The sequence below is a fragment of the Planococcus beijingensis genome (assembly GCF_016820615.1).
Classification (GTDB): Bacteria; Bacillota; Bacilli; order Bacillales_A; family Planococcaceae; genus Planococcus; species Planococcus notacanthi.
On record NZ_JADHDZ010000002.1, the window covers coordinates 340,489 to 352,188 of the forward strand.

Annotated in this window: 9 protein-coding genes; 4 read left to right on the forward strand and 5 right to left on the reverse strand. The window is 44.1% G+C overall.

Going from position 1 to position 11,700, the window contains the following annotated elements; all coding sequences use genetic code 11:
• Positions 1 to 82: 82 nt before the first annotated feature.
• The 3 genes from IRE19_RS07875 to IRE19_RS07885 all read right to left on the reverse strand — a co-directional run bounded on the left by IRE19_RS07875 (position 83) and on the right by IRE19_RS07885 (position 2,643).
• A complete protein-coding gene (locus IRE19_RS07875) occupies positions 83 to 535 on the reverse strand; it encodes a universal stress protein (RefSeq protein ID WP_203339915.1) in 453 nt (150 codons plus the stop codon).
• A 211-nt stretch (positions 536 to 746) separates the two neighbouring features.
• Positions 747 to 1,640, reverse strand: coding sequence for an SDR family oxidoreductase (locus IRE19_RS07880; RefSeq protein WP_203339916.1), 894 nt, complete (start codon positions 1,638 to 1,640; stop codon positions 747 to 749).
• A 157-nt stretch (positions 1,641 to 1,797) separates the two neighbouring features.
• Positions 1,798 to 2,643 carry an MFS transporter gene (locus IRE19_RS07885; RefSeq protein ID WP_203339917.1) on the reverse strand — a complete coding sequence of 282 codons (846 nt, stop codon included), beginning with the start codon at positions 2,641 to 2,643 and terminating at the stop codon, positions 1,798 to 1,800.
• A 190-nt stretch (positions 2,644 to 2,833) separates the two neighbouring features.
• On the opposite strand from IRE19_RS07885, the gene IRE19_RS07890 reads away from it, so the two are divergent.
• The 4 genes from IRE19_RS07890 to IRE19_RS07905 all read left to right on the forward strand — a co-directional run bounded on the left by IRE19_RS07890 (position 2,834) and on the right by IRE19_RS07905 (position 7,957).
• Positions 2,834 to 3,340: an RrF2 family transcriptional regulator gene (locus IRE19_RS07890; protein WP_203339918.1), complete on the forward strand. Its 507-nt coding sequence runs from the start codon at positions 2,834 to 2,836 to the stop codon at positions 3,338 to 3,340.
• A gap of 2 nt (positions 3,341 to 3,342) precedes the next feature.
• Complete coding sequence (locus IRE19_RS07895; protein WP_238943148.1) at positions 3,343 to 6,177, forward strand: YhgE/Pip domain-containing protein; 2,835 nt, start codon at positions 3,343 to 3,345, stop codon at positions 6,175 to 6,177.
• Between the two features lie 338 nt (positions 6,178 to 6,515).
• On the forward strand, positions 6,516 to 7,094 hold the full coding sequence (locus IRE19_RS07900; RefSeq protein ID WP_203339920.1) for a histidine phosphatase family protein: 579 nt from the start codon (positions 6,516 to 6,518) through the stop codon (positions 7,092 to 7,094).
• A 356-nt stretch (positions 7,095 to 7,450) separates the two neighbouring features.
• Positions 7,451 to 7,957, forward strand: coding sequence for a DUF3916 domain-containing protein (locus tag IRE19_RS07905; protein WP_203339921.1), 507 nt, complete (start codon positions 7,451 to 7,453; stop codon positions 7,955 to 7,957).
• A gap of 89 nt (positions 7,958 to 8,046) precedes the next feature.
• On the opposite strand, the gene IRE19_RS07910 is transcribed toward IRE19_RS07905, so the two are convergent.
• The gene (locus IRE19_RS07910) at positions 8,047 to 10,473 is read right to left on the reverse strand and encodes a PAS domain S-box protein (protein ID WP_238943122.1); all 2,427 of its coding nucleotides are present in this window, start codon (positions 10,471 to 10,473) and stop codon (positions 8,047 to 8,049) included.
• 279 nt (positions 10,474 to 10,752) lie between these two features.
• Positions 10,753 to 11,664 carry a heme o synthase gene (gene cyoE / locus IRE19_RS07915; protein WP_203339922.1) on the reverse strand — a complete coding sequence of 304 codons (912 nt, stop codon included), beginning with the start codon at positions 11,662 to 11,664 and terminating at the stop codon, positions 10,753 to 10,755.
• Positions 11,665 to 11,700 lie beyond the last annotated feature (36 nt).

Here is an 11,700-nt window from a genome sequence, read left to right on the forward strand (position 1 = left end):
AACGATAAGTTAGCCGGGCATAGAAAAGTATTATTGATAAAGAATACATGCTCATATCATTTCTTCATTTCCGATTTTCTTATCATTTCCTTCTTTTATTGCCCCGAACCACTAAAACATCACAAGGGCTGCTGCTGACAATATGTTGCGATACGCTTCCCATCAGATAATGTTCAAATGCATTCAAGCCTTGGGCACCGCATACAATTAAGTCTGCATCTAAACGGTTCGCATAATCACGCGAAATGACTTTTTTGGGAGAACCCGGCGTGATATAGACATTCACTTCCGGAATGCCAGCTGCTTCAGCTTCTTTTTTGTATTTACTAAGAAGTTCTTTTCCATCCTCGAAGACTTCATCATCAATATCCGGAACGTGTTTCGTCATCGTAGTGTAGGCCCGGGTATCTACAACATGAAGCAGATGGAGAACGGCATTATGCCGTTTAGCTAACTCAATCGATTTTTTAAATGCCAGTTCAGCTTCATGTGAACCGTCTACAGCTGCCAAAATATTGTTGTATTCCAGTGTCATACTTACGCCTCCTCGTTTTTTCATTCGCTCCTATAGTTAATTCTTCACTTCTTTAATAAAACCTTTTAAAACTGAAAATTCAATTAATTTAAATGGTTAAACAGTTAGAAATATGATTTTTAAATGGTGCTGAAGATTTCAGCTATACACTAAAAAAATCTTACAACCCAAGAAAAACAGGGGCTGTAAGATTTTAGTATTTTTTGAGGGATTAGGCAGTCGGCATGCCCCCCGTGATGCTGTAGATCTGACCCGTTACATAGCTGGATTCGGGAGAAGCCAGGAATACATAAACGGATGATAATTCCACAGGTTGCCCTGCACGTCCAAGAGGAGTTTCAGGTGTACCTTTTCCGAATTCCGGAATGTTTTCCTGCGGTTGGCCGCCGGAAATTTGAAGAGCAGTCCAAATTGGTCCCGGAGCAATGGAATTGACGCGAATGCCTTTTTCCGCCAATTGTTTCGATAAGGATTTTGTGAAACCGATAATTGCGAATTTCGTCGCTGCATAATCAACCAGCATCGGGCTCGGATCGAATCCTTCCACTGAGCTGGTTGTGATGATGGAAGCTCCTGCAGGAAGGTGCGGAAGCGCTGCTTTTACAGTCCAGAACATTGAATAGACGTTGATCTGGAATGTTTTCTCAAGTTGTTCAGTAGATAAATCCAAAATATCCTCGACCGCTTGCTGCTTTCCGGCAACCAGTGCCAGGATATCCAATCCGCCAAGTTCGGCGTTTGCCTGCTCGACTAGTTTTTGGCAGAAAGCCTCATTGCTCAGATCTCCTGGAATCAAGACGGCTTTACGACCTTCGGCTTCAATCAGCTTTTTGACTTCTTCTGCATCAGGCTGTTCCACCGGCAAGTAGTTGATCGCAACGTCCGCTCCTTCACGGGCATAAGCGATTGCAGCTGCGCGGCCGATACCAGAATCGCCACCGGTTACAAGCGCTTTCCGCCCAGCTAGTTTGCCGGAACCGACATAACTTGTTTCACCGCAATCGGGCAGGGGATCCATTTGATTTTGAAGGCCTGGCGGCTCTTGAAATTGTTTTGGGAAATCATCTGTTGTGTATTGTGTTCTAGGGTTCGGCAAGTTTGTCATCTAACTCTCTCCTTAGTGGTTGATAATGGATAGTTTCTTTCTTTATCTACCACTTAAAAATAAGGCGAAACATAGATCGCTAAATGTAAGCGTTTTAAATATAAAAAGTCTAAAACCGGAGATGGCGACTGTTCATGATGCTTTCGCATCGGACTTTTCATTGCTTTTTTATATTAGAAGATAAAGGAAGAATGGTGGTTCTACAAAAAAGAAAAAGAAGACCGATGATTGAAAACAGGATAAACGCAAAAGGATAGGAAATGCCTTCGACCAACATGCCTGCAGTTATAGAACCAGCGGACTGGCCAATTCCCAATGAGAAAAATGAAATACTGACGCCGGTCGAAGGCGAATCAGGAAATTGTCGGCTACCCCAGACGATAAAGTGGCCAGTCATAAAAATAAACGATACGCCAAAAAGCAGAGCCGATACATAGATAGCTGCAGAATGTGATAGAGTTAAACCGAAAATAGCGGCTGATACCACCAGCACACCTAATTGGTAGGAGCGGTGCAGCCCAATCGAGTGGATGATGGTTCCGGCTATGCCTCCAATAATGCCCGCACCTCCCATAATGGTCCAAAATCCTACACTTTCACTTACTGATAAGTTGTGAATAGCGGTAATATAACTTCTTGAGAAGGTCCAATAAATTGCTGAGCTGAAACCGACCCCGAAGGAAGCCAGTATCAGAAAGCGCGCCTTAACCAATGGCTTAAATTTGAATTTAATTTGCTTGAACATTCGAACTCTCTGATTTTCTTCTTTGATTGAATAACTGTTCCACCAACAAATTATTAAAGCAATGATTGCGAATAAGACATAACTCCATCTCCACTGTTCCCCAAATGCCAAAGCTACAGGACCGGTCAATAAAATACCGAAACTCGTCCCCGTATTAATCCAGGTGTTTCCCTTATCCTGTAAGTCAGAACTCATCGATTGTGCTACCACTTGACTAAAAGCCGGCGATACCCATCCGCTTCCTAAATCGTTCGGCAATGTCCACTCGTTTTTTATGCAATTAAATATATCTTTATTTAAATTATGGCATAAAATTCCAACTGATTCAGATTCGTTAGTCCGAGTTAGATATGGCTCTTGCATTTTTTTGAAAAAGGTGTAGAATTCCTAAATAGATATCAGATGTCCATAATGGATATCTGAAGTAGATGAAAAAGAGGTGTTGGATATGCAATTGACAAAAGGGGTAGAGCAAGCATTTTGCATTATTGTTTTGCTGGCCACACAGGAAAGCAGCGCGCCGCTTGCTTCCGATGAAATCAGCAAAAGACTGGGCGTGTCGCCTTCGTATATGAAAAAAATCATCCGAAAATTGGTTGTCCAGGGAATTGCGGTTTCGGTCTCTGGAAATAATGGGGGCGTTTCACTTGCGAAGCCTGCAACTGATATTACCTTGCTGGATGTCATCGAAGCGATGGAAGGGCCGATTCAAATGTACCCGGACACTGGATTAATCGGGCTGGCTTTTCAAGACGGAAAATATGCGCAAAAAGGACAAGAACTTCTGCGTAATGTGTTTGCGCAAGGAGATCGTTTGCTCATTGAGTACTTTTCTAATTTGACTGCAGCGGATTTGCTGAAAGAAGGATTGGGAACGGCAAACTTGCCGACTTTAAACTGGAACCGTGAAACTTTAAGTGACGTAATCGGTAAAGAACAGGATGATGACAAGTGAAAATGCTTAGATTAGAATGGAAAAAATTGTTTTCCAAACCGCTGTTATTGGGAACAATGATTGTTATGATGTTTATCCCAATTATTTATGGAGGGTTTTTCCTTGGATCGTCCTGGGATCCTTACGGTAAAACTGATCGTTTGCCGGTGGCTGTTGTGAATGAAGACACAGCTGCAGATTACGATGGCACTACTTTCGCTGTCGGGGACGAATTGGTCGGTAACTTAAAAGAAAATGAAACACTGGACTGGCATTTTACAGATGCCAAAGAAGCTGAACGCGGCATGAATGACGGAAAATATTTTATGGTGTTGACCATTCCGGAAGATTTTTCAACAAATGCGGCGTCCATTATGGATGATCAGCCGAAAGCCATGAATTTGCAGTATGAAACCAATCCTGGCCGCGGCTTTTTCATTGAAGCTGTCAGCAAGCAGGCGACCATGGCCATTAAAGAAGAAATCGCAGAAAATGTAACAAAAGAATACGTAAAAGCAGTATTTGCGCAAATTGAAACCCTTGGTGAAGGTGTAGGGCAGGCAGCTGAAGGGGCCGAACAGCTCAATGAAGGAACTGTTGAGCTTCAGGATGGCAATAAGGAACTGACTGCAGGGCTAATGGAATTGTCAGAAGGCAGTTTGACGTTCAAGGAAGGGGCCGAGCAGTTGGAAATTGGTGTTGGTCAATTTTCAGCGGGAACAACTGCACTGCGCGAAGGGGCAGACCAGTTGAACAAAGGAATTTTTGAGTACACTGAAGGCGTTGGAAGACTTCAAAGCGGAGTAGCTGGACTGGCTGAAGGCACAGCCGAGTTGAACAGTAATGGTTCTGCATTGGTTCAAGGGTCCGTGAAGTTGGCAGATGGCCTAGGTTCGCTGGTTCCTGGAGCTCAGCAGCTGAATGATGGATTGTCGGAAACTCAGCGCGGCAGTGAAGAGCTGGACAATGGCCTGCACGAATTGCAGTCACAAACCAGTCAACTGGCAGACAGCTCTTCAGGCATGCAGCAATTGGTTTCCGGTCAAGCCGTGCTCAGTGACGGACTTGCCGAATTAGCTGCAGGAGGTTCGGCATTGAAGAACGGGCTAAACGAGCTGAATGATGGACTGCCAGCGGCTGATCAAATCGCCAGCTTGCAGCAAGGGCTCGCCGGCATTCAAGAAAGCCTTGGCCAATTGAACAGCGCGGTTTCTGCAGGGAACACTCAGGATGCATCCGGACTGCAAGCGAATTTAGCTGCAGCCCAACAAAGTTTAGAGGAACTGCAGCCAATTTCTACCGTCTCAGCTGTGGAGTCGCTGCAGGCGTCTCCTGCTTTTGGCAGCTTAACAGAAGAGCAGCAGGCAGAGCTGAAAGCTGCTGTCAATGACAGTTTGGAAGAACAGTCAGCGGTGCAGCAAGCTACTCTTGAAACACTTAAGAATAGCCTTGGCACGGTGTCGTCCGATTTAAACAATCAATTGATTCCGGCTTTTCAATCTCTCGGTTCATTGCCGGGACAAATCGCCGAATTGAACAATGCGGTCGAGCGTGTCAATCCACAAGCGGTGCAGGCACTCGGTGGTTATGCAGCTGTCCAGGATGCGCTGAGCAGCCGATTGATTCCGGGCGCTGCTGCTCTTGCTGCAGGTGCAGATGAAGCCAAGCAAGGTAGTGGGGAATTATTGGCTGGTATAGAGACAACCACACAAAAATTGCCGCAATTGGCAGAGGCAGTTGATCGTTTGGCACAAGGCAGTTCTTCGTTGACTAAAGGCGTATCGTCTCTTGCTGATGGTTCAGCTGGATTGGTCGAAGGGGCAAGTGCCTTACAGCAAGGATCGCAGGAGCTGAAAAATGGAACTGCTGCTTATGCAGAAGGGGTTGCCGAAGCAGCAAAAGGAGCGGGGCAACTTCAGCAAGGTACCGAGCAGCTAGCTGTAAATTCCGGAAAATTGACTTCCGGTTCCAGCGAATTGGCAGAGGGTGCCAATCGTTTGGATCAAGGGCTTCCGGCGCTTTCCGGAGGAGCGGGTGAACTTGCCGGCGGTGCACTTGAGCTGCGCAATGGGGCAGGACGGTTACAAGATGGTTCAGGTGAGCTGGGAGCAGGCATAGGCAAACTATCAGAGGGATCATCTGAACTCGCTGCAAGCTTGGGCGAGGGAGCAGAAGACATCAATGGCACCCAGTTGAAGGATGCGAACTTTAAACTGCTGGCTGCTCCGGCAATAGCCACTGAGAGCCAGCGCAGTGAAGTGCCAAACTATGGCCATGCGTTAGCCCCGTACATCTTATCGCTTGGCCTCTTCGTAGGTGCTTTATCATTCAATCTGGTATTTCCGATCAATGCGCCGGCAGGGCGTCCGACTTCCGGAACAGCTTGGTGGCTCAGCAAGTTTTCGATTGGCTTTGTCCAGGCGACCGCTGCTGCATTGATTGTCGATGCCATCATGTTGTTCGGTTTCCACCTTCAAGTGGAACATATCGGCGAGTTCATCGCGGTCTCTGTAATCACCTCGCTGACTTATATGTTCCTGATCATGTTCCTGGCAATCACATTCGGTAATCCAGGACGCTTTATGGCCATGATCTTGCTCGTTCTTCAATTGGGGGCGAGCGGCGGCATGTTCCCGGTAGAGCTGACCAATGGATTTTTCCAGAAAGTCCATGACTTTGTTCCGATGAGCTACGCGCTTCTCGGTTTTCGGGAAGCCATGTCTTCCGCATATGGAAATGAAACGTTTATGATGAGCATATGGGTGCTTAGTGCTTTTGCTCTAACCTTCAACGTTCTGTTATGGCTTGTTCTTAGTGTCAGAAGCCGCAAAGCATTTAGGTTGGCAGAAGAAAACTAATCGAAAAAGCCTCTTTTGAACTTCCGTGTAAATGGGTGTTCGAGAGAGGTTTTTTTGTGCAGATAAAAATCTTAAATAGGAACAAACACCAATCAATTTATAGGGAAAGAATATTCAATCACTTTGTTTTTCATTGGTTTTATTTGGTATATTAAGAATAGAATCAACATCTTCCGGGAGCTCCGACGGCCAGGTTTTAGAATGGAACCGGGAACATTGCCAGCGGTTCTTCCGGATATTGTGCGGTTGGCCAACAGGATCAAGTCGTGGAAGTGGGAATCTGACGTATGGAGTCATTTGAAATGAGTATTACTGTTTAAACTGGGGAGGCCGAGAATATGGAATTGATTTTTATTCGTCATGGCCAAGGAACACATACGAGTAATTTGCCGAACAGTCTTGGAATGAGAAATCCTTCGCTAACCAGCAAAGGCATGGACCAGGCGGAAAAATTAAGGTCTGCACTGCCTTTGACTGCTGAGGATGTTGTGGTTGTCAGCCCTACTCTGAGAACGCTCCAGACTGCTTCTGTGTGGAGCGGAAATGTGGATTGTATTAAAGTTGTACACCCGTTGGCGGCGCCCCGGATATTTCCTGCCCACGCCGATGCTGTGACATCTAGCTGTGATGAGCTGCTCGATACACAAATTATCCAAGAAGAATTTCCTGCCTTTCATTTTGCTCAAAATCTGGATTCTTCGTTGTGGAAAACAGGTATCAATTTACTGCCAGAATATGAATTCAGTTGCTTGGCCGAAGACTTTTTTGGTTTTTGCCGAAGTTTTCAACGAAAGAGAATTTACGTTATTACACATGATGGGACCATCACTTCTTACCGGCAACTCATATCAGGGCAATTGCTTACAAGACAAGATTTTCTGGCTGAGACAGAATCATTCAGCTTAGTTATTGGCTAAGAAGCGGAATGGCTTGGCCAAGCACTGGACGATTTATGTCATTTTCGTGGACAAAGAGTGTCGGCATCAAGCTGTCGGCAGCCAATTGCTCACTGCACTTAACCAAATGCAGATAGAAAGTGGAGCATTAGAACAATGAGTATCTGTACAGGAAGGCATTCAAAAAGGAATTCCATTTTATGAGGCGTGGGGGTTATATACAAAGTAAAGCGAGCATAAACCACGAGTACCGGTGAGCAGCAAGTCTCGCTGCGCTATTTAAGAGATTTGTAAACCTTGGGAGCTATTGCTTTGTTTAGCCTCTTCATGGTGTTTTATCTTTAGTTTTATCTAACTGTAAATTGAGGAGAACTGACATGAGAGAGAAAAAAGTTCGGGGGATTAAACAGAAGACGGAAAACATGGTCAAACGGATTAAAGAAAACACAGCGGTATTTCCAACGGATTTCTATAATGGATACTGGCATATGCATTTGCCGGTTCACCAAGGTTTTATCAGCTCCGATCAAACACCTCGGAAAGTTAAACAGCTTTGTATGCAAACACTTATAGAACGGGTGGCATACCTTAAAGATCTAAAGCCTTATGACCAAGTGGAATACCGTGTTGTAGCTTCAATTGATTTTCCGAGTTTGTGGAATTCACAAATCATTGTTTTTAAAGGGAACGAACATTTCCAAGATTTCTTTATCCGTGAGGATGAGGACCAGAAATGGATTCCGCTTCCGGAGACTCGAAATGTTCGGGCAGAATGGAATTTGGACGTTCCTGAAGACTTATCCATTTCCGGTTTCAAGGAAATAATCGATGATGAGGAAGGCTATTATGAAAATGAAATTTGGTTTATCGGTGATAGTAAATAAACGGATGTAAATGAAAGAAGGAGAAAAACGATGCCAACGCATGGTTTTTCTCCTTCTTTCGTTCTGCTCTCAGTTAAGCTGCCTGGTTTTTAATTGTAAATCCGATAATGATCGTGGTCTGATGTTTTCGCCTCGTAAAGAGCCATATCTGCGTATTTAACCAATGATTTTTCATTATCAGCGTTGTCGGGGTATAACGAAATGCCGATTTCGGCTCCGATTTTAATTTCACAACCGTTAAAGAGCAGGGGAGATTCGAGTGATTTCAGTATTCGCTTTGCTGTTTGTTCGGCCACTTCGACTGAATCAAGTCCCGGTAAAACAATCCCCATTTCGTCACCGCCCAAACGGGCAACCGTGTCGCTAGATCGGATGCTGGACTCTAGCCGCATCGCCATTTCCCTGATGACTGCATCTCCTGCATCGTGTCCGAACTGGTCATTGATTTGTTTAAACTTGCGGCCATCCAACATAAGTACAGCTACTTTTTTTCCGGTGGCGTCGGCTTGGAAAATAGCTTTCTTTAATTTGTCATCAAAAGTCCGGCGGTTGGGGATACCGGTTAAATGATCATAAAATGCCATCTTCTCTACTTTGTCCTGTAGCCTCTTGCGTTCTGTGATGTCCCTTGCAATCGTGAAGAATTGCTTTAATTCCCCATTCGACAAGACTGGGGTGGGGGATATCTCCATCCAGACATAATGTCCCTTCCGATGCATACACCTCACTTCTACTGTGGTAGATTCTCTCCTATCAATGAGGGATGCGACACTTTCAATTAAATTACAAGTATCCTCCGGATGAACGTTCGTAGTAAAAGGGCTTCCGATAAAGATTTGATCCGAGTATCCCAACACTTTTTCGCTGGCGGGCGATACGTATTCCACTTTTCCGGAAAGGTCGATCAATGTAATGATGTCAAAAGTGCTTTCTGTAATCAGCCGGTATTTTTCCTGGCTTTTCTGTAGTTCCTGTTCTGCTTTTTTTAATTCGGTCACATTTTTATAGACGATTGTCGCGCCAATGACTTTTCTATCTGAATTTCGGACTGGGGAATAGGAAGAAATGATATTCAACGGTTTCCCGGTTTTGTCGATGCGCAGTGTATCATGAAACTTGACCGTTTCTCCGTCCAATATCCGTCCTATAATATGGTCTTGATCAGATCTCATATGAGATGGGATGATTGTTCCTTTTCCAGTTTTCATTTCGTCTTCTGTAAAGCCGAATGTTTCTTCAAAAGCCGGGTTTACTTTTAAGATATCTCCCTTTGTATCAATATAAAAGAGGGGATCGGTTGAGTTTTCCCAGAAAACTTCGAGTTCTTCTTTTGCCTTTGTCAGTGCCTTAGCAGCTAAATTTTTTTCAGTGATATCGGTGATGATGCCGTGGATTCCAAGCATTTGTCCATCTACGATCAGAGGGATATTCAGGACCTGCAAATCAATCAACCCGCCATTTTTCTTATGGAAAGCCATTTCATAACGTTCCGGCTGTTCGCTGTTAATCGCTTTGTAAAAATAGTCGCGTACTTTTTCTATTTCTTCAGGCATGACGATCGATAAAAATGAATTTGCCTTTAATTCCTCAAACGTATAACCGGTGATGTTTTCGGTACCCGCATTGATGCTTTCCAGGTTGCCGGTCCGGTCAAACGTGAAAATTCCATGCGGGTGATTGTCGAATAGCGATTTATACCGCTGTTCATTCTCGCGCAGCAATCGCTCTGTTTTTTTATGATCTGAAATTTCTTTGGCGATGGCATAAATTCCATTCACTTGATTTTCAATGATGATGGGAATGGTATTCACTTGAAAGACAGCCTTCTGCCGTTTTTTTGTATAGATCACCGTTTCAAATTCAACAGAAACTCCGGTCAAGGCTTTTTCAAAATGAGAGAGCGTGTCCTCTAAATAGCGATCGACCACCATTGAAACAACGGACTGGCCAATCAGCTCTTTTTCAGAGAACCCCGTGACTTCTGTGACTGTATGATTGATGCTGATGAAATTTTTGTCTTGATCAAATTCAAATACCGCATTTCCGTTATTTTCGACTAGTGAGTTCAATCTTTTTCTCTCGACATCGATTTCCCTTTTAGTCTTTAGCAAAGCTTCTTTTCTCTGTTCTCTTTCGGTGACGTCCCGCACGACAGTCATGATAAACTGGCATTGATTAGGTTTGACTAGTACCGGACTCAACATTATTTCACCGATAAAAAACCCACTGTCTGTTTGGATCTTTTCAATAAACTCTATCGATTCTTGCACAGCTGTCACTTTTTTATATTGTTGGATGATTGCTCGGCTTTGCTCTGGAAGGAAGACTTCTTCGATCAGACAGCCAATAATATTCTGTTTGGGCATAATAGCTAACGCTGCTGGATTAGCATAGAGGTAGCAATAGGATTCATCATCTTCCGTCAACAGAAGAATCGGGTCTTGAATCAAATCAAAGAGAGCAGTAGAAGCCGAAATATCTTGTCCTATCTTTTTTGATGGATGTTTCTTCATCATTATTGGTCTCCTTCCACTCACCCTATCTGTTTTGTCTATGTATAGATTGTATACTTAACGAGGCCTATTTAACTAGTTCTTAGCAAACTCCTAAAAGGTATTAATTCCCATGTCAATTCAGTTTACTTGATTAAGCAACAGCAAGATAGAGGTTTCTAAAATTAAATACAACAATTTCGAATATTTCGAAGTAAATTTTGCACAAAAAAACAGATAGAGCAGCTGCAGCGCTGTTCTACCTGTTTTGAGAAGTAGCATTTCTTTTAACTAGAGTGATTTTCAATAAATTCCGGAGAGAATCAGTCCGATGGAAGCATAAATGATCACTGTTGAATAGATAACGACCATATGCACCAAAGAGAATAAAAACATTTTATCCGCCCAAACTTTTATGCCATATTTCTGTGAGCCGAAGAGACTCAAGCCCAGCCAAAGGAGTCCCATGACAAGAGAGACCAAAGTCAAGCCAAGGCTTAATGGCAGAAACAGCAGACTGGAAAGCACCAATAAGACTAAATAAATATTGGTTTGGAGGTAAGTGCGCTTTGCGCCTTTCGCAACTGGAAGCATCGGAATATTCGCTGCCGTGTAATCTTCTTGCTTGCGAATGGCAATAGCGTAAAAATGGGGCATTTGCCAGATGACCATGATCAGGAATAACGCCCAGCAGGCAGGGTGCCAGATATCCGGTGCTACAGCGGCCCAACCGATCAAAGGAGGCATGGCGCCTGAAATGCTTCCCACTTCCGTGTTCCAGATTGTCCGTCGCTTTGTCCACATGGTATAAGGGACCACATAGAAAAACACACCGAGAAACCCGAGAAACGCGGCCAGTGGTGAGGTGACATACAATAATGCCAGACCGATGACCAATAACAAAACAGCAGCCCAAATGACTTTCTTGATCGCTATAGATCCAGTTACCGTCGGACGGCTTTTGGTCCGGTTCATGACAGCATCGATGTCGCGGTCGTACAGATTATTGAACGAACCTGCTGCTGCAATGATTGCCGCTGTACCTATTAAGGCTAAAAGGATATAGCCGATATTCTCTGTAAAGCTCAATTGGTACGTATACAACGCGAGCATCAATCCTGCGAGCATAGGAATCAAGTTCGATTTGATGATTCCCGTTTTCACAACTTGTGCCCATAATGTTTTCTGAGATGGTGCGGTTAGTTCTATTTTCATTTTCAAACTCCTCTTATGTCCACGCCTATTAATATA

Excerpts from the sequence above, each read along its gene's own strand:
- IRE19_RS07875 (WP_203339915.1), bottom strand. The coding sequence starts at position 535 with ATGACACTGGAATACAACAATATTTTGGCAGCTGTAGACGGTTCACAT.
- cyoE (WP_203339922.1), bottom strand. The coding sequence starts at position 11,664 with ATGAAAATAGAACTAACCGCACCATCTCAGAAAACATTATGGGCACAA.
- IRE19_RS07895 (WP_238943148.1), top strand. The coding sequence starts at position 3,343 with ATGCTTAGATTAGAATGGAAAAAATTGTTTTCCAAACCGCTGTTATTG.
- IRE19_RS07905 (WP_203339921.1), top strand. The coding sequence starts at position 7,451 with ATGAGAGAGAAAAAAGTTCGGGGGATTAAACAGAAGACGGAAAACATG.
- IRE19_RS07900 (WP_203339920.1), top strand. The coding sequence starts at position 6,516 with ATGGAATTGATTTTTATTCGTCATGGCCAAGGAACACATACGAGTAAT.
- IRE19_RS07890 (WP_203339918.1), top strand. The coding sequence starts at position 2,834 with ATGCAATTGACAAAAGGGGTAGAGCAAGCATTTTGCATTATTGTTTTG.
- IRE19_RS07880 (WP_203339916.1), bottom strand. The coding sequence starts at position 1,640 with ATGACAAACTTGCCGAACCCTAGAACACAATACACAACAGATGATTTC.
- IRE19_RS07910 (WP_238943122.1), bottom strand. The coding sequence starts at position 10,473 with ATGATGAAGAAACATCCATCAAAAAAGATAGGACAAGATATTTCGGCT.